Genomic DNA, 17,701 nt, shown 5'->3' on the forward strand with positions numbered 1-17,701 from the left:
TAACCTTGCCAGGAGTCGGGGTGCCTGCCAAGCAGGTGTCCACGAAGTGCCGGCCGGGCGATCTCCCCCGGCTGGTCGGTTCAGGAAGAGGAGGCACGGCGATGGCGGTGACCGATGAGGCGATCGAGCGCCTGAAGGGCATGATCACCTCGGGGGAATTGCGTCCGGGCGACCGGCTGCCACGCGAGGCCGACCTCGCGCACACCCTCGGCCTGAGTCGTAATTCGCTGCGGGAGGCGGTCCGAGCGCTGTCCTTGATGCGGATCCTGGATGTCCGGCAGGGCGACGGCACCTATGTCGCCAGTCTGGCCGCCGACTCGCTACTGGAGGCGCTGAACTTCATCGTCGAATTCCATCACGACGATTCGGTGCTGGACCTGCTCGAGGTGCGGAGGATCCTCGAACCCGCGGCCACCGCCAAGGCGGCCGCCCGGATGAGCGAGGACGACTTTGCTCAGCTCAGCGAAGTGCTGGCTCGGGCCGATGATTCCTCCCCCGTCGAGGCGCTGGTCGCCGCCGACACCGAGTTCCATCGCCGGATCGCCCTCGGCTCGGGCAACGCGATGCTGGCGTCGATGATCGAGAGCGTCGCCGGTCCGACCCATCGAGCGCGGGTCTGGCGCGGCATCACCCAGTACGGCGCGCTGACTCGGACGTTGGCCGAGCACCAGGAGATCCTGGACGCGCTGCGCCGGCGTGATCCCGAGTTGGCTGCCATCCGGGCAACGGTGCACGTGGCCGGAGTGGAGGAATGGCTACGGTCGACCCTGGAGCAGGCTGCCCCGGCACTCGACGGTCCGGACGTCGTCGGTCAGGCACCCGGCGTTCAGGCACCCCAAGCACGCTGAACCGACTCAGGAGCCAGGTCGTGGCGCGTGGTCCGCGGTCGGTCGATCGGCCGGCTTGCCGTCGGGTTGATCCGGTGCGTCCGCGGCGGCACCGGGGTCCTCAGTGGTTCGAGGCTCCTCGGAAGGCCGGTCGGCGGCCGGGGTTGGTCCGACCGCCTCAGCACCGCCGACCTCGTCGCGATGCGGCACCCGCACCTTGCGCATCTGCCGACGCATGCTGAGCATCAGCAGTGCGATGGCGGCGGCGAGCAGGATCGTGATGATCAGCGGAGTCCAGCCCGGCTTCACCACATTCGGGTCGACCTCAAGGAAAATCACGCGTCCGAGCCTACTCCGGGGCCGGGCTTGGTCGGGATTCCGGCGAACAGGTCGTCCTCGGGCAGGCTGGTCTCGACGTGTGAGGTGACCAGCTCGTAGTCCTCGGTCGGCCAGGCCTGCTGGTGCACCTCCAGCGGCACGGCGAACCAGTGCCCCTCCGGGTCGATCTGGGTCGCGTGCGCAATCAGCGCCCGATCCCGTACGGCGAAGTAGTCGGCACAATTGACCCGGGTGGTGACCCGGTCGGTGCTGTCCCGCTTCCAGTTCTTCAGCCGTTCGGCGTACGGGGGTTCCTGGCCGCGCGCGATCATCGCCGCGTCCAGCGCCTCGTAGCGTGCCCGGGACGACATGTTGTAGTACAGCTTCTGCGGCTGCCAGATCGGTCCGGCGTCGGGGAAGGCGCCGTCCTTGCCGGCCGCCTCGAAGGCCGCGACGCTGATCTGATGACAGCGGATGTGGTCGGGGTGCGGATAGCCGCCGTTCTCGTCATAGGTGGTCAGCACATGCGGCCGGAACTCACGGATCACCTTCACCAGCGCCCGCACCGCGACGTCCAGGTCGACCGTGCCGAAGCTGCCTTCGGGCAGCGGCGGCAGCGGATCCCCCTCGGGTAGCCCGGAGTCGACGAAGCCGAGCCAGACCTGATGGATGCCGAGGATCTCGCGGGCCGCATCCATCTCCTGCTTGCGGATCTCGGCGATGTTGGCCAGCACGTCCGGCCGGTCCATCGCCGGATTGAGGATGTCGCCCCGCTCGCCTCCGGTACAGGTCGCCACCCACACGTCGACGCCCTCGGCCACGTATTTGGCCGTGGTCGCCGCGCCTTTGCTGGATTCGTCGTCGGGGTGCGCGTGGACGTGCAACAGCCGAAGCCGCTCGCCCGACTCGTCGAGTCGCAATGCCGGAGATGTCACAGCGCCCATCTTCCCATCTCGGGACCGATCGCCCCATCCGGGGAAGCAGCAGGGTTGGGGTCGGCACCCGATTGGCCTCGGGCTTGCCGCGGTCGGACAATGGTGGGGTGATCGACCAGCAGCAGTCCCAGCAGCGACCGGCGGGCCGCTATCCGCAGCGGCGTCGCCGTCGACCGTTGGTGATCGTCGCCGTTGCCGTGGTCGCCGCGATCGGACTGGGATGGTTGATCTGGGCAGCCGCGGTGCACTCGCGACCGACGGTCAGTGGAGCGATCCACGTCTGGAAGGTCGCCTCCGACAGCTCGGTCACCTTCACCCTCACTGTCGAACGTCCCGACCCGTCGGTCGCCGCGACCTGCCGGGTGATCGCCCAGGCCACCAACTTCGAGACCGTCGGAGAGAAGACGATCACGGTCGGCCCCGGCACGGATCGGCTGACTGACGTGCACGACTCACTGCGCACCATCCGACGGGCGACCTCGGTATCGATGAGCGGTTGCACGGTCCAGGGGTGATCGACCGCCCATTCCCCGAACTGGGTCGACCGGTCCCCCGCGCATTGCACCAACTGTTCGTACGACAGCAACCTGCGGGTCGGGCTGTCGTCGCCTGCCGGGTCAAGGGTGCCGCACGGAGCCCACGGCGGACAGCAGTGGCGCTCGACCATGATCGACTCCATCGATGATGATCATGGCCCCGTGGATGTCCATGATCAGGAGCGCCCGTGACACCATCGATCGATCGTCGCCGATTCCTGCAACTCAGCGGAGCCACAGCCGTCGGAGCGGCCTTGACCGAACGACTCGGCGCCAGCATTGCCCGCGCAGAATCGATCCCAGCGGACCGCCGGTCCGGGACGATCGCCGATGTCGAGCACGTCGTCGTGCTGATGCAGGAGAATCGATCCTTCGACCACCTGTTCGGCACGCTGCGCGGCGTCCGCGGCTTCGGCGACCCGCACCCGGCACGACTGCCGTCGGGTAAGTCGGTCTGGCACCAATCCCAAGCCGGCAAGGAAACCCTGCCGTTCAGACCGGATCACGATGATCTTGGAATGGCGTTCATCCAGGACCTGCCGCACGGCTGGCCGGACGCGCACGCCGCCTTTGCCCGAGGCAACTACGACGGCTGGATCGACGCCAAGGGCACCACCACGATGGCTCATCTGGAACGGCGCGACATGCCCTTCCACTTCGCCCTGGCTGATGCCTTCACCGTCTGCGACGGCTATCACTGCTCGTTCATGGGTTCCACCGATCCGAACCGCTACTACATGTGGACCGGTTGGACCGGCAACGACGGCACGGGCGGCGGCCCGGTGCTCGGCAACGACGAGGCCGGCTACTCCTGGACCACCTATCCCGAACGTCTGCAACAGGCCGGCGTGAGTTGGAAGATCTACCAGGACGTCGGCGACGGGCTGGACGCCGACGGCGGCTGGGGCTGGATCGAGGACGCCTATCGCGGCAACTACGGCGACAACTCGCTGCTCTACTTCAACAGCTATCGCAACGCCCGACCCGGCGATCCGCTGTACGACAAGGCCCGGACCGGCACCGACGCCAAGGCCGGCGACGGGCTGTTCGACGAGCTGCGCCGCGACGTCAGCACCGGCAACCTGCCGCAGGTGTCCTGGATCTGCTCACCCGAGGCGTTCACCGAGCATCCGAACTGGCCGGTCAACTACGGCGCCTGGTACACCGCGCAGGTGCTCGACGCGCTCACCGCCGACCCGGAGGTGTGGAGCAGGACCGTGCTGTTGATCACCTACGACGAGAACGACGGGTTCTTCGATCATGTGGTGCCGCCCTATCCCAACTCCGATCAGCTGCCCGGAGCGTCCACGGTGTCGACCGAGCACGAGATCTATGCCGGACCGCTCGGCGCGACCGGCCCGTACGGGCTGGGTCAGCGGGTGCCGATGTTCGTGGTGTCGCCGTGGAGCACCGGTGGCTGGGTGTGTTCCGAAGTGCTCGATCACACCTCGATCATCAGATTCCTCGAGCAACGGTTCGGCGTCGACGAACCGAACATCACGCCCTGGCGGAGGTCGGTCTGCGGCGATCTGACCGGCGCACTGGACTTCGCCAAGCCGCACCGTGCCCCGCGGCTGCCGGACACCGAGGACTATCGCCCGACCGATGATCAACGGCATCCGGACTACGTGCCGGTGCCGCCGGCCGAACCGGAGTTGCCGCGCCAGGAGCCGGGCGGCCGACGGTCCCGACCGCTCGGCTATGCCTTCGACGTCGAGGCCGAGCACACCGACACCGGGGTGCTGCTGCTGGTGCGCAACTCCGGTCGGCTCGGGGTCCATCTGCAGGTCCGGGTCGTCGGAGCCGAGCTGCCGTATTCGTACACCATCGGTGCCGGCGACGAGTTGCGGGCGACGATCCCGGTGCCGGCCGGCGGCGAGCTGTCGCTGCACGGTCCGAACGGCTTCTTCCGCCGCTACGCCGGCGGCGCCGACGGGATCACCATCGGCGCCACCACCCGACACGGCAGCCTGCTCACGGTGACCGGCCGCGCCGAGCGTCCGGCGGTGGCACGGATCGTCGACGAACTGACCGGGCGGGTACGGACGATGAAACTGACAGCAGATGCCGGCGGCATCGGCATCCCGGTCGGTCATGCCGACGGCCGCTACGACGTCACGGTCACGGTGTCAGGTCGAGCCGACATCGTTCGACAGTTCGCCGGTCGGATCGAACGGCGACAACGCAACGCAGACTCCTGATCAATCGGCCGTCCGATGATCCTCGGGCTCGACCGCGGGAGCGTCGGATGACCCGCGTGGTCTGCCCGGCACCAGCTTCAGGCCGACCACCGCGACGATGATCCCGGAGATGAAGATGATCTTCGGGATCGAGGTCGCCTCGGCGCCGGTCGCCATCGCGTAGCCGACGGTCAGTGCTGCGCCGATCCCGACCCAGACCGCGTACGCCGTACCGATCGGGATCTGTCGGGTCGCCCGGCCCAGGCCGACCATGCTGACGGCCAGCCCGACGAAGAAGACGATCGCCGGCAGCGGGCGGCTGAGTCCGTCGGACAGCCCGAGGGCCGTCGCCCAGACCGCCTCGAAGACGGCGCTGACGATCAGGATGAGCCAGGCCATCTCAGCTCACCACCTTCAGGCCGATCACCGAGCCGACCAGCAGCACCAACAGCAGGGCGCGGGCCAGGGCGAACCGTTCCTGGCCGGTGACGATGCCCCAGAGCACGGTCAGGGTGGCGCCGATCCCGACCCAGACGGCGTAGCAGGTGCCGGTCGGCAGCGAGGTCATCGACCAGGCCAGTCCGAGCATGCTGAGCGCAAGGGCGATGAAGAACAACAGGGTGGGGCGCAGCCGTCGGAAACCGTGCGACGCCGACAGGGCGGCTGCCCAGACGGCCTCCAACATGCCCGATACGATCAGGACGATCCAGGCCATGACAAGGACTCCTTCTGAGTCAGTCTTGTCGTGGTGCGGGTACTGCTCCCTCGTCCGCGAACCGTTCGCCGGTTCCGAACCCAACGATAGCAAATCCCGGTCCGGAACCATGCCGGGGACCGGGAAGGGTTTGGCCGGGCCGACGGCGCTGTTGGTAGGCTTGTCGGATGTCTGAGAACACCTCTACCGAGACGATCTGGCTGACTCAGGACGCTTACGACAAGCTGGCGGCCGACCTGGATCATCTGACCGGTGCGGGTCGAACCGAGGTGGCCGCGAAGATCGCGGCCGCTCGTGAAGAGGGTGACCTGCGCGAGAACGGCGGCTACCACGCTGCCCGCGAGGAGCAGGGCCAGCAGGAGGCGCGGATCCGTCAGCTGACCGACATGCTGCGGCGGGCCAAGGTCGGTGAGGCGCCGGCCAACTCCGATGAGGTCGCTCCCGGTATGGAGGTCACGATCGCCTTCTTCGGCGATGAGTCCGATACCGAGACGTTCCTGCTCGGTTCCCGCGAGATGCTCGGAATGGACGACAGCAAGGCCAGCGTCTACAGCCCGCAATCCCCGCTGGGCGCGGCCATCCTCGGCAAGCAGCCGGGCGACGAGGTCAGCTACGACGCCCCGAACGGCAAGCCGATCAGCGTCACCATCATCAAGGTCCAGCCCTACCAGTCCTGACCCTGGTCCTGAGCCCGGGCATCGAGCCGACGGGAAGGGTCAGCCGGCGAGCAAGGAGGCGGCCTCGGCCGGGGTCAGGGCGCCGGAAGCCACCTCGGCCAGGATCTGCTCGCGGGACGGTCCCTGTCCCGGAGGCCCGGCCGCAGGTTTCGGCTCGTCCGACTCGGCCAGGCCCATCTTCTGCAACACCTCGGTGAATCGTGCCCGCGCCGTCGGGTACGAGACGCCGAGGTGTTTCTCCACCTCCCGCAGGTTGCCCCGGGCGGCGAGGAAGACGCGCAGCATGTCCAACTCGGCCGCTGACAGTGCGCAGAACTCGCAGGGCGCGAAGATGCCGGCCAACTCCGTACCGCAGGACTCACAGCCGAGCCGGGTGACGACCAGATGCTCACCGCAGACCGGGCAGTCGCTCGGGGCCCGGTGGTCGGGACCGTCCGTCTGATGTCGATGGCCGGTTCCGGGCCTGCCCGGCATACTCATGCGACGCCTGAGGGATCGGAATCGTGGGTACTGCTGGTGCCGGCCTTGACCGAGGCGTGCCCCATCACGACCTCGACATCCAGCCGAGCGCTGCCGTGACCCATCACGACCTCGTCGCCGACGAATCCGGCGTGTGCGCCGCCCCAGCTGATCTTGCCGAGCTGGGAGTCGGTGGCGATCGTCACGTTGGAGGCATCGGACAGCTGCAGACTCAGCGAACCGGACTCGACCCGGATCCGGGAGCGGCCGGTGGTGATGGCTCCCTTGACCGTTGCCTGGCCGGCCTGGATCAGAGCGTCGGCGATCTCCGCGACGTCCACCAGCTTGGCGCCGCCGGCGGTCACCCGGACCTTGCCGAGCCGCGGTACGGCCTCGGTGTTCAGGCTGCCGGCGGTCACCTCGATGTCGACCAGCAGGCTGGGATTGACCCGGAGCAGCAGCTCCTTGCCGAGTCCGAGGGAACGGAAGTCGTCCAGGCTGCGCGTGGCCTTGAGGAGTTGGAATCCGTCGATCGAGGCGCCGAACTCACCGTCGCTGGAAATCTCCAGCACCGGACCGTTGCGGCGCAGCACGTGCGGGCCGTCGGCCGACACGGTGGCGACCGATGGTTCGCCGATGATCCGGACCCGGCGGCCCACCGCTCGAATCGACAACTTCTCCACGCCGTTGGTGCCGGCGGGACGACGGCCGAGCCTGGTCTTCGGCCGTGACGGCCGCACCGATTCCTTGCCGTACGCCGGTTGCTGCGGCCGGTCGGTGCTGGCCGCCCAGGCGTCGCTGTCGATCGTCTCGGCGGCCGCATCGTCGAGCGCGGCCGCAGAATCCTCTTCGACCGCGTCCGCCCCGTCGACATCGCCCGCTTCGACATCGGCAGTGTCGGCATCGGTGGCGTCGACGTCGACCCCGACGCTGGTGACGTCCTCGGCAACGCTGCCCGACGACGTGGCGGTCGTCGGGGCCACGGTGTCTTCGGCTCCCACGGTGTCTTCGGCTCCCACCGTGTCTTCGGCTCCCACCGTGTCTTCGGGGGCGGGATCGGCATTGGCTTCGGGGTTGGTCGTCGAGATCGCGTCGATCCGACGGGCTGCCTCGGCCGGGTCGATCCGACCGGCAGACAGCTCCTCCAGGATCCTCGTCATGTCTTCGGAAGGGCTCATGTTGACGAATCTAAAACCGACCTCCCACATTCGAAAGGCCCGTTGCGACATTCAGGGGATGGCTCAGGGTTGTTCTCGGTGCGCGGTCGCGGCTCGGCCTCGGTACGTACCGACAGCCGGCGTGTGACCGGCAGACGACGGGATTGCGAGCCGAGAGCCACCGGCTCACCATCGGTGGGACCCTTGTCGGAGCTGCTGCACCGTGCACCCTTCGCGATGTCGAAGGTCACGAGCCGACGTCAAAAGCAGGCGGTCTCGTAGCGGATTGGTCACAGGTTCGCAACCCACCCCCTTCGGATGCGCGTTTCGGCCCTTGTCCATGGCAGATTGTCGGAGTCCGATGGGTGCAGTCTCTGAGGACCCCTTCCGTACGGTCTGTTCGGCCATCGTCGACCGCACAGCGGTCCGGCGGGCCAGGACCGAATCGGTAGGACTCGAATCGGTTTGGGGCCGAGGACAGTTTCCAGGTCGGGAGGGGCTCGCCGTACGGACGGCGAGCACGCGCAGGTTGTGGGTGCCGGGGCACGGGGTCGCCGCCGCACCCAGGAATGGAGATGGTGAGGGGTATGAGTCGGTTCGGTAAGCCCGGCGTTGTTCGCGGAGCGCTGGCGGCGACTGTTCTGCTGACGAGTCTGTCGATGGTCGGCTGTGGCCAGATCGCGCGCGGGGACAACCCGCTCGGGGGCAACGGCAATCCGGACTCCAAGACGTCCAGCCAGCCGAGCGCCGGTGGTAAGCAACCCGGCGAGAAGCCGAGCAAGCCCGCGCCGCCGCCGGACCCGTACAAGCTCACCAGCAACATCAAGGACGAGGCGAGCGACGTCAAGATCGACAAGATCCTCAAGCTCACGGCGAGCAACGGAACGCTGTCCAAGGTCAAGGTGACCGGGTCGGTGCTGGACCACGGCGAGACCAAGAAGGTCAGCCTGGACGGTGACCTGACCGACGGCAAGACCGGTTGGACCGCCTCCGAGCTGCTCGAACCCAGCGGCGACTACACCGTCAAGGTGAGCGGCATCAACAGCGACGGCAAGAAGGAGAGCGACACCTCGACCTTCAGCACCAAGGACGTGTCGCTGGACAACCAGGTCTTCCCCAGCTTCGCCGGCACCATGAGTGGCACCGTCGGGGTGGCCACCCCGGTGGTGCTGCAGTTCGATCTCCCGGTCAAGGACAAGAAGACCTTCGAGAAGCATCTCCATGTCAGCAGCAGCTCCGACCAGAAGGGCAGCTGGCATTGGTACAACGACAAGGAAGTGCACTGGCGGCCGGCCGAATACTGGGAGCCGGGCACCAAGGTGACCGCCACCGCCGACCTGAACAGCGTCCCCGCCGGTGACGGGCTGTACGGCCAGAAGAGCGTCTCGACCAGCTTCACCGTCGGTGACTCGGTGATCACCAAGGTCAACCTGAAGTCCCACATCGCCAAGGTCTACGTCAACAGCAAGCTGGCCCGGACCATGAAGATCAGCGCCGGCAAGCCCGGCGACGACACCCGCAGCGGGACATCGGTGATCACCGAGAAGCGCACCAACTACACGATGACCTCGGAGATGATCGGGTTGCCGAAGACCGGCCCCGAGTCCTACCGGCTGACCGCCGCCTACGCGATGCGGATCACCACCTCCGGAGAGTTCCTGCACTCCGCCCCCTGGAACGCCGGCTACTTCGGCAGGCAGAACGCCAGCCACGGCTGCATCGGGATGAGCGTGGAGGATTCCGGCTGGTTGTACAAGCACGCCAAGTCGGGCAGCCCGGTGATCGTGACCGGCAGCAAGCGTTCGCTGGATCCGCTGAACGGTCTGACCGACTGGAACGTCGACTTCGAGACCTACGCCGAGGGGTCGGCGCTCTGATCGGCTTCCGATCCCGGATCGGAACCGCGACCCGCTGACCTCCCGATGCATCCGCCGCCCGAACCGCGTCCGGGAGAGCCGGTGCGCTGTATCGCGACCAAGTGGCCCGATCGGCCGCACTGGGAGTTCGACGGCCGCTGGCTCGGCCTGGACGACAGTGGTTGGTGGTTCGGCGTCCCAGCAGGAACGCTGCTGACCCGCCCCGGGGCGTCGTACCACTCCAACGCTGACGCCGCCGCGGTCGTGCCGAGCGGCGGTGCCGGCTACATCGCCACCTTCTATGCACCCGGACCGTCACCCGACCGGCCCGGCGCCGTGCACACCTACGTCGACATCACGACCCCGCCGCTGCTGTCCCCCGGCCGGATCGTCGCGGTCGACCTCGACCTCGATGTCGTCCGGGAGCGCGCCGGCCGGCTGTACGTCGACGACGAGGACGAGTTCGCCGAGCATCAGGTCACCCTCGGCTACCCGGACCAGATCATCACCCAGGCCCGTCGGAGCTGTGATCAGGTCCACGCTGCGCTGGCCGCGGGTGCGGCTCCGTTCGACGGCCGGTCGGAGGCCTGGTTGCAACGGGTCGGCGACCTGCCACGGCCGAACTCGGCGACCGACTGAACGCCGACGCACGATCTCGGAGGATCGCTGCGATCGGCGTGGATAGGCTCCCCGGGCATGAACTCCGACTGTGTCTTCTGCTCGCTGCTGCGCGACGAGGGTGCGGCCGATTGGATCTGGCGCGGTCAGGGCGCGTCGGCCCTGCTGCCGCTGGAGGACGGCCGGTTGGCTCCCGGGCACACCCTGGTGATCGCCGATCAGCACGCGGTCGGGGTGCAGGACGTGTCGCCGGCAGCACTGACCCAGGTGATCCTGCTGGTCCAGCAGGTCTCGGTCGCGCTGCGGGACGCGTTCGGCGCCCGCGGGGTGAATGTCCTGAACGCCAGCGGCCCGGACTCCGACCAGTCGGTCGACCATCTGCATTTTCACGTCGTACCCCGTTGGGCAGCCGACGGCCTGGACACCTGGCCGGGTGGCAGGTCCGGTCATCGACTCGGGACGCAGTGGCCGGCGGAGCTGCGCCGGGCGGTCACCGCACGACAGTTATGAGCCTCTGGCTGCTCGTGCCGGCGTGCCGATGATCAACACGGCGTGACCGCTACTCCCGTACGGCGGTCGCGACCGGTTCTTCCTTGTGGGTCGCCAGATATTGGATGAAGGTCTTGGCGAAGGCGAGCAGCGGGATCGACATCAGCGCGCCGACGATGCCGCCGACGATGACACCGATGGCGATGCCCAACAGCACGGCCAACGGATGCAGCTTGACGGCGCGGCCGAGCAGGAAGGGCTGCAGGATGTGACCCTCCAACTGCATCACCAGGATGATCCCGGCGAGCATGATCAACGCCTGCACCCAGCCCAACATCACCAGCGCCACCAGGACGGCGACGAAGCCGGAGACGAAGGCACCGACCAGCGGCACGAAGGCGCCGAGGAACACCAGTGCGGCCAGCGCCGGGGCGACCGGCACCTGCAGGACCAGTGCGACGATCAGGACGCCGATCGCGTCGGAGAACGCGACCAGGATCGTCGCCCGGACGTAGTGCACCAAGGCCGTCCAGCCATTCCGGCCGGCGCTGTCGATCCGCTGACTGGCGTTGCGCGGCATCAAGCGGGTGAGGAACTTCCAGATCCCGCCGCCGTCGTAGAGGAAGTAGAAGGTGGCGAACAGGGCGATCGCCAGCCCGGCGAAGAAGTGACCGATCTGGGTCCCGAACGCCGCCGCATAGCCGGCGATGGTGCTGCTACTGCTGGTCACCAGATCCTGCACCTGGGTGGTCAGCTGATCGATCTGCAGGAACTTCTCCGGGATCTTCAGCGGACCCGTGGTGAGCCAGTCGGTGACCTGTCGGAAGCCGGTGACCACGCGGTTGCCCATCGACTCGGCCTGTCCGGCGATCTGGGTGGCGATCAGGGTGAGCGTGCCGGAGACCAGCACCAGCCCGATGATCATCGACAGCGCCGCGGACAGCGCCCGCGGGAAGCGTCGCCGATTGAACCAGTTGGCCACCGGCGAGATCAGCGCGGTCAGCAGAATCGCTACCGCTATCGGGATCGTCACCTCGGACAGGTAGCGCAGCACCCAGCCGATGCCGGCGAGCACGATCACGACCACGATCAACCGCCAAGCCCAACTCGCCGCGATCCGGAAGCCGCGCGGCACCTCGCGGTCGATCGGGTCGGCCTCATTCGTGGCGGTCTCGGCCGGTGCAGTCGCGGTCGGGGCGGTCTCGGTCGGGTCGATCGGCGGCATCGTCTGGCCTTCGTCGACGGCCGGCGCGGACGGAACCGTCCGGCCGACGCCGTCCGACGAGCCTGCGCCGCCCGGACCTGATCCGGTGGATGTCGCCGTACGGGTGTCGCCGCTCGCCTCCAGGCCGGCAACGGAGTCGGCGCTGTGCTTCGGCCTCGGCAACGCCGGCAGCTGTTCCCGCAGTCCCCGCAGCCGCCCGAGGTTCAACCGATCGCGAATCCCCACCCACGCCTCCTACTACGGCAGTGCCTGCTGTGAACGACCTAAGTTACCTGCCCCGACAACCCGTACCCGATGTCCATGACATCATGCCGAGGACGCGATCCGGTCGATGCGCGGCCATGATCACCGGTCCGGATCGATCAGACCCGAGGAACGGCCGCCGGGAGGACGTGTGAACCCCAAACCGCTGACCGAGCTGGTCAGTCCCGACTGGGCGCAGGCCCTTGCCCCGGTCGCCGGAACGATCTCCGGGATGGGCGACTTCCTGCGTGCCGAGTTGGCCGCCGGCCACGGCTACCTGCCGGCCGGCGACGCGGTGCTGAGGGCCTTCAGCAGACCACTGGCCGAGGTCCGGGTGCTGATCGTCGGCCAGGATCCCTATCCGACTCCGGGACATCCGGTCGGGTTGTCGTTCTCGGTGGCCCCCGATGTCCGGCCGATCCCGCGCAGTCTGGCCAACATCTATCGCGAATTGGAGGACGATCTGGGCATCGCGCGGGCGGCCGGTGGCGACCTCACCCCCTGGTTCGAGCAGGGCGTGCTGCTGCTGAACCGGGTGCTGACCGTGCAACCGCGGCTTTCCGGGTCCCATCGCGGGAAGGGGTGGGAGCAGGTCACCCAGTGCGCGATCGAGGCACTGGTGGCGCGCGGCGGTCCGCTGGTCGCGATCCTGTGGGGCCGCGACGCCCAGTCATTGATCCCGATGCTCGGGTCGGTGCCGTACATCAAGAGCGCGCATCCGTCACCGATGTCGGCCGATCGCGGCTTCTTCGGATCCCGTCCGTTCAGCCGAGCCAATCGCTTCCTGGTCGACGCCGGCGCGGATCCGATCGACTGGCGGGTCGACCGCTGAGCTGTGCTGTGCCGGCGCTGACGTTTCGGCCGCCACCGAATACCTTGGGCCCAAGCTAACTCCGGAATACGCTGTCGACGCTCGTGCAGTTCCGCTGCCCGGTGCAGATCCGTGCTCGACGAGGAGACAGCTGATGACGACCGTGCGGCAACGGACCGGTCGGCGCGCCGGTTGGGGATTCATGATCATCGCCGCCGTGCTCGGCTCCTTCCTCGCCGGCGCCAGCGCACCGACGCCGTTGTACGCCCGCTATGCGACGATCTGGCACTTCTCCCCGGTCACGGTGACGGTGGTGTTCGGCGTCTATGCGATCGCCCTGCTGATCACGTTGTTGGTGACCGGATCGCTGTCCGACAGCCTCGGTAGACGACCGGTGATCCTGCTGGCGTTGACGGTGCAGATCCTTGCCATGGTTGTCTTCCTGCTGTCCAGAGGACTGGTCTGGCTCTACGTCGGCCGGATCCTGCAGGGCATCGCGACCGGACTGGTGACCGCGGCGGTGAGTGCCGCACTGCTCGACCTGGAACCGGCGGACCACCCCGGCCGCGGCCCGCTGGCCAATGCGGTGATGCCGACCGTCGGGCTGGCCGCGGGTGCGTTGCTGGCCGGGGCGCTGGTGCAGTACGGGCCGGCGCCGCTGCGGCTGGTCTACGGCGTGCTACTGGTCTGCTATCTGGCGCTGGCGGTAGCCCTGTTCAGTTTCGATCTACCGCCGACCGATCGCCGGCCGATCTCATTGCGACCGAGGATCGGGGTACATCCGGAACTCCGGGCGACCTTCCTGGCCGTCGTCCCGTGCATCGTCGCCTGCTGGTCGCTCGGTGGGCTGTACCTGTCGCTCGGCCCATCGCTGATGCTCGGGCTGGAACACTCTGCCAACCGGCTGCTCGGTGGAGCGACCGTCTTCGCGCTGTGCGCGGCGGGAGCACTGAGCTGCTTGCTGCTGCGCGGACTGACGCCGGACCGGATCATGATCATCGGCTGTTTGATGTTGATCATCGGGCTGGCGGTGACCGTGCCGTCGATCATGGTCGGCAGCGGCGTCGTCCTGGGGATCGGCAGCATCATCTCCGGCGCCGGTTTCGGGGCCGGGTTCCTCGGCTCGGTCCGACATCTGGTGGCTGGTGCCGAACCGCAGTGGCGAGGCGGATTGATCGCCTCCGTCTACACCGTCGCCTATCTGTCCTTTGCCCTCCCGGCGGTGATCGCCGGGGTCGTCAGCACCAGGCTCGGACTGCCGACCACGGCGATCTGCTACGCGGCACTGGTCGCCGTCCTGGTGCTGATCTCGATCATCGCCGAGCGCCTCCGCAACCGCAGGCAAACCGCCGGCCGCTAACGTTTCACCATGTCCGAACAGTCCGGAGCAGGATCGGCCCCGACCGACTCGGTGGATCGCGTCCTGGCGTCCTGGGCGACAAGCCGTCCGGACCTGGACGTCCGGCCGATCGCCATCCTGACCAGACTGGATCGGTTGAAACGGGCCGTCGACGAGCAGTCGGTGTTCGACCGGTTCGGGCTGAACGGCGCCGACTTCGCCGTGCTGGCCACCCTGGTCCGGGTGGCGCCGTCGACCGGGCTCAGTCAGCGAGCGCTGATGGCCGAGCTCGACCTGAGCTCGGGCACCGTCAGCGTCCGGATCGAACGGTTGGTCCGCTCCGGTCTGGTCACCCGCAATCCCGATCCCCGCGACGGACGCGGTTCGATCATCGTCCTCACGGCACGGGGTGCCGCGCTCTTCGAGGAATGCGCACCGGTCCACCTGCACCACTCCCGACAACTCCTGTCCGGGCTGTCGACCGAGCAACACGATCAGCTCGCCGATCTGCTGCGGCGACTGCTGCAGGCCGTGGAGATGTCGACCGACGACCGTGCGATGGATCGCTGGGGAATGTCACTGCTGCCGGCACATCTCGCGGCCCGGCGCCGTACCGAATTGGGACTGACCGAGCGAGCCGGGCTCGGAATCCGTGCGGTACTCCCCCGGTCGCCGGCTTCGACCGCAGGTTTGAAGATCGATGATCTTGTGGTTGCCGCCGAGGGCGTGCCGGTGTTGTCGGTCATCGACCTGCACCGGGCAACCCGGAATCGTGACCGGATCAGCCTGCGAATCCTCCGCGGTAACCGGGCCCGTACGGTCGGCCTGAGCCTGGCTCCGGCCTGATCCTGCCTGCCTCCCGAGGTCACGGTCGTTCAGAAGTGAGTACCGATGCCGAAGGCTCGGCGGAGCTCGGCCATGTCGTGCCGATCATGATCAGCAGGTTCGTAGCCCCGGTGGAAGTACACCTGCTGCTCGGCCGACAGACAGCCGACCGGACTGCCCGCGATGCGACCGGTGACGAAGCAGGACGCCGGATACTCGAAGGGGCGCTCCGGGTCCGGCGATGACTGGACCGCCGACCCGTCGGCGGCGAACCGCAACGGATGCAGGTCGAGCTCGCGATCGCGTCCGTCGGTGAGCACGAAGCGCACCGGGCGCCAGTCCAGGGTCTGCACGAATCCGACCGCCGCCAGCGTCCCGACGACGGTCTGCTCCTGCCCGGCGCGATGCATCAGATCAAGATCACGATGCGGCCGGGTCTGCCGTCCGATCAGGGCATCGATACCCCAACCGCCACCGACCCAGACCTCGGTGTCAGCCTGCTGCAGCACGGCCAGGACACCTAGCACGTCCTCGGCCGTCATCTGCTGCTTCATCGATACAGCGTCATCGCGGTGACAAGATCATCCGCGGAGCGCTTGATCAAGATCGTCGATCAGGTCCTCGACGTTCTCGATGCCGACGCTCAGCCGGATCAGGTCGTCGGGCACCTCCAGCGCGGTGCCGGCCACCGACTGGTGGGTCATCCGGCCCGGATGTTCGATCAGCGACTCGACGCCGCCGAGGGACTCGCCGAGGGTGAAGACCTTGGTCCGGCCGCAGGTGTCGACCGCCGCCTGTTCGCCGGCTTTCACCCGGAAGCTGATCATGCCGCCGAAGTGACGCATCTGCCGCTTGGCAAGATCATGACCGGGATGGCTGGCCAGGCCGGGATAGAGCACCTCGGAGACGGCCGGATGATCGTCCAGTTGTTCGGCGATCGCGGCCGCATTGGCGCTGTGCCGATCCATCCGGACCGCCAGCGTCTTCAGCCCGCGCAGCACCAGCCAGGAGTCGAACGGCCCGGCGACCGCTCCGATCGCGTTCTGATGCCAGCCCAGCTGTTCGGCCACCTCCTCGTCGTCGGTGACCACCGCGCCGCCGACGACATCGGAATGCCCGCCGCAGTACTTGGTCGTCGAATGCACCACCACATCGGCGCCGAGTTCCAGCGGCTGCTGCAGATACGGCGTGGCGAAGGTGTTGTCCACCACCACTTTGGCGCCGGCCGCGTGGGCCAGCTCGGCGATCGCGGCGATGTCGGCGATGTTCAGCAGCGGATTGGTCGGAGTCTCCAGCCACACCACCCGCGTCCTGGGCCCGATCGCCCGGGCGATCGCGTCGGGATCGGTGACCGCAACCGGTGTGCTGGTGATCCCCCAACGGTCGTGCAGCTGCGCGAACTGACGGTAGGTGCCGCCGTAGGCGTCGTTGGGCAGCAACACCTCGTCACCGGGCCGCGTCAGCGTTCGGATCACGGTGTCCTCGGCCGCCAGTCCGCTGGCGAAGGCCAGGCCCCGGACGCCACCTTCGAGGGCGCGCAGGCACTCCTCCAACGCGGTCCGGGTCGGGTTGCCGGAACGGGAGTACTCGTAGCCCGAACGGAGCCCGCCGACACCGTCCTGGGCGAAGGTCGAGGTGGCGTAGATCGGCGGCACCACCGCACCGGTGGTCGGGTCGGGTTCCTGTCCGGCATGGATGGCCAGGGTGTCGAAGCCGGGTACGCGATCGGTCATGGGTCGGAGCGTACCTGGGCAGATCTGACACGCCCAGACACCGGTTCGATTGCCGATCGATGACCATCCGACGGGGGCCGTGAGGGAATAGCGCCCCGGGAGGGATGATTGAACCCAGTGGTCGCCCCGGACGGGGACGACCCGCTCAACAGGCGAGCAACTGTGGCGCCGCGAGCACTTCGACAACAACGAGGGAGAAAGCATCATGACCGACAAGGGAGAGATCACGCGCGAGCCTGGGGCCGAAACCGCGGTCCTTGCCGGCGGCTGCTTCTGGGGAATGCAGGATCTGATCCGCAACGAGCCGGGCGTGCTGGCGACCCGCGTCGGCTACACCGGCGGGCAGAATGATCATCCGACGTACCGCAACCATCCCGGCCACGCCGAAGCCGTCGAGATCGTCTTCGATCCGCAGAAGACCAGCTACCGCAACATCCTGGCCTTCTTCTTCCAGATCCATGATCCGTCCACGCTGAACCGGCAGGGCAACGACATCGGCAGCAGCTACCGTTCCGCGATCTTCCCGGTGACCCCGGAGCAGGAGCAGGTGGCCCGGGAGACGATCGCCGACGTCGACGCCTCGGGTTTGTGGCCCGGTAAGGCTGTCACGACGCTGGAGCCCGCCGGACCGTTCTGGCAGGCCGAGCCCGAACACCAGGACTACCTGCGCAAGTACCCCGACGGATACACCTGCCACTTCCCACGTCCCGGTTGGATCCTTCCGCAGCGCCAGGAGACGGAGACCACGTCGGCCTAGG

20 protein-coding genes and 1 riboswitch are annotated in these 17,701 nt (G+C 67.8%); of the genes, 11 read left to right on the forward strand and 9 right to left on the reverse strand.

Annotation, left to right across the window (positions count from 1 at the left end; all coding sequences use genetic code 11):
* Positions 1–101: 101 nt before the first annotated feature.
* Complete coding sequence (locus BLU38_RS06625) at positions 102–848, forward strand: FadR/GntR family transcriptional regulator (RefSeq protein WP_091521756.1); 747 nt, start codon at positions 102–104, stop codon at positions 846–848.
* Between the two features lie 6 nt (positions 849–854).
* Here BLU38_RS06625 and BLU38_RS06630 read toward each other — a convergent pair whose 3' ends face one another.
* Entirely contained in the window at positions 855–1,166 is a 312-nt protein-coding gene (locus BLU38_RS06630; RefSeq protein WP_091521760.1) for a hypothetical protein, read from the reverse strand.
* Entirely contained in the window at positions 1,163–2,080 is a 918-nt protein-coding gene (gene mca / locus BLU38_RS06635) for a mycothiol conjugate amidase Mca (protein ID WP_231920212.1), read from the reverse strand. Before mca ends, BLU38_RS06630 begins: the two co-directional genes overlap by 4 nt.
* Before the next feature lie 107 nt (positions 2,081–2,187).
* On the opposite strand from mca, the gene BLU38_RS06640 reads away from it, so the two are divergent.
* Complete coding sequence (locus BLU38_RS06640; protein WP_157683254.1) at positions 2,188–2,595, forward strand: DUF4307 domain-containing protein; 408 nt, start codon at positions 2,188–2,190, stop codon at positions 2,593–2,595.
* A 209-nt stretch (positions 2,596–2,804) separates the two neighbouring features.
* Complete coding sequence (locus BLU38_RS06645; protein ID WP_091521773.1) at positions 2,805–4,817, forward strand: phosphocholine-specific phospholipase C; 2,013 nt, start codon at positions 2,805–2,807, stop codon at positions 4,815–4,817.
* On the opposite strand, the gene BLU38_RS06650 is transcribed toward BLU38_RS06645, so the two are convergent.
* Together BLU38_RS06650 and BLU38_RS06655 are read right to left on the reverse strand one after the other, a co-directional pair.
* Complete coding sequence (locus BLU38_RS06650; RefSeq protein ID WP_091521776.1) at positions 4,818–5,195, reverse strand: DMT family transporter; 378 nt, start codon at positions 5,193–5,195, stop codon at positions 4,818–4,820.
* 1 nt (position 5,196) lies between these two features.
* A complete protein-coding gene (locus tag BLU38_RS06655) occupies positions 5,197–5,511 on the reverse strand; it encodes a DMT family transporter (protein WP_091521780.1) in 315 nt (104 codons plus the stop codon).
* Positions 5,512–5,524: 13 nt separating this feature from the next.
* Positions 5,525–5,590: riboswitch (guanidine-III (ykkC-III) riboswitch) on the reverse strand.
* 88 nt (positions 5,591–5,678) lie between these two features.
* Between BLU38_RS06655 and greA the strand changes: the two genes are divergently transcribed.
* The gene (greA, locus tag BLU38_RS06660) at positions 5,679–6,188 is read left to right on the forward strand and encodes a transcription elongation factor GreA (protein ID WP_091521783.1); all 510 of its coding nucleotides are present in this window, start codon (positions 5,679–5,681) and stop codon (positions 6,186–6,188) included.
* 39 nt (positions 6,189–6,227) lie between these two features.
* Here greA and BLU38_RS06665 read toward each other — a convergent pair whose 3' ends face one another.
* Entirely contained in the window at positions 6,228–6,668 is a 441-nt protein-coding gene (locus BLU38_RS06665; protein ID WP_231920213.1) for a DUF2089 domain-containing protein, read from the reverse strand.
* Positions 6,665–7,855, reverse strand: coding sequence for a hypothetical protein (locus BLU38_RS31345; RefSeq protein ID WP_197680024.1), 1,191 nt, complete (start codon positions 7,853–7,855; stop codon positions 6,665–6,667). Before BLU38_RS31345 ends, BLU38_RS06665 begins: the two co-directional genes overlap by 4 nt.
* A gap of 536 nt (positions 7,856–8,391) precedes the next feature.
* On the opposite strand from BLU38_RS31345, the gene BLU38_RS06675 reads away from it, so the two are divergent.
* The 3 genes from BLU38_RS06675 to BLU38_RS06685 all read left to right on the forward strand — a co-directional run bounded on the left by BLU38_RS06675 (position 8,392) and on the right by BLU38_RS06685 (position 10,788).
* Entirely contained in the window at positions 8,392–9,681 is a 1,290-nt protein-coding gene (locus BLU38_RS06675) for a L,D-transpeptidase (RefSeq protein ID WP_157683255.1), read from the forward strand.
* 81 nt (positions 9,682–9,762) lie between these two features.
* Positions 9,763–10,299 (forward strand): DUF402 domain-containing protein, encoded by a 537-nt coding sequence (locus BLU38_RS06680; RefSeq protein WP_157683256.1) that lies wholly within the window; start codon positions 9,763–9,765, stop codon positions 10,297–10,299.
* A gap of 57 nt (positions 10,300–10,356) precedes the next feature.
* A complete protein-coding gene (locus BLU38_RS06685; protein ID WP_091521798.1) occupies positions 10,357–10,788 on the forward strand; it encodes an HIT family protein in 432 nt (143 codons plus the stop codon).
* 49 nt (positions 10,789–10,837) lie between these two features.
* On the opposite strand, the gene BLU38_RS06690 is transcribed toward BLU38_RS06685, so the two are convergent.
* Positions 10,838–12,217: an AI-2E family transporter gene (locus BLU38_RS06690; protein ID WP_091521801.1), complete on the reverse strand. Its 1,380-nt coding sequence runs from the start codon at positions 12,215–12,217 to the stop codon at positions 10,838–10,840.
* Between the two features lie 169 nt (positions 12,218–12,386).
* Between BLU38_RS06690 and BLU38_RS06695 the strand changes: the two genes are divergently transcribed.
* From BLU38_RS06695 to BLU38_RS06705, 3 genes are all read left to right on the forward strand, one after another.
* A complete protein-coding gene (locus BLU38_RS06695) occupies positions 12,387–13,067 on the forward strand; it encodes a uracil-DNA glycosylase (RefSeq protein WP_091521804.1) in 681 nt (226 codons plus the stop codon).
* A gap of 133 nt (positions 13,068–13,200) precedes the next feature.
* Positions 13,201–14,406, forward strand: coding sequence for an MFS transporter (locus BLU38_RS06700; RefSeq protein WP_091521807.1), 1,206 nt, complete (start codon positions 13,201–13,203; stop codon positions 14,404–14,406).
* A 9-nt stretch (positions 14,407–14,415) separates the two neighbouring features.
* On the forward strand, positions 14,416–15,231 hold the full coding sequence (locus BLU38_RS06705) for a MarR family transcriptional regulator (RefSeq protein ID WP_091521811.1): 816 nt from the start codon (positions 14,416–14,418) through the stop codon (positions 15,229–15,231).
* A gap of 29 nt (positions 15,232–15,260) precedes the next feature.
* Here the strand turns inward: BLU38_RS06705 and BLU38_RS06710 are convergent, their stop codons facing one another.
* Together BLU38_RS06710 and BLU38_RS06715 are read right to left on the reverse strand one after the other, a co-directional pair.
* The gene (locus BLU38_RS06710) at positions 15,261–15,764 is read right to left on the reverse strand and encodes a nucleotidyltransferase domain-containing protein (RefSeq protein ID WP_197680025.1); all 504 of its coding nucleotides are present in this window, start codon (positions 15,762–15,764) and stop codon (positions 15,261–15,263) included.
* 27 nt (positions 15,765–15,791) lie between these two features.
* Positions 15,792–16,943, reverse strand: coding sequence for a cystathionine gamma-synthase (locus BLU38_RS06715; RefSeq protein WP_091521815.1), 1,152 nt, complete (start codon positions 16,941–16,943; stop codon positions 15,792–15,794).
* 205 nt (positions 16,944–17,148) lie between these two features.
* Between BLU38_RS06715 and msrA the strand changes: the two genes are divergently transcribed.
* Positions 17,149–17,700, forward strand: a complete 552-nt coding sequence (gene msrA, locus BLU38_RS06720; RefSeq protein WP_172836085.1) for a peptide-methionine (S)-S-oxide reductase MsrA — start codon at positions 17,149–17,151, stop codon at positions 17,698–17,700.
* The last annotated feature ends 1 nt before the right edge of the window (position 17,701 follow it).

It is taken from the genome of Microlunatus soli, from assembly GCF_900105385.1.
GTDB classification, from domain to species: domain Bacteria; phylum Actinomycetota; class Actinomycetes; order Propionibacteriales; family Propionibacteriaceae; genus Microlunatus; species Microlunatus soli.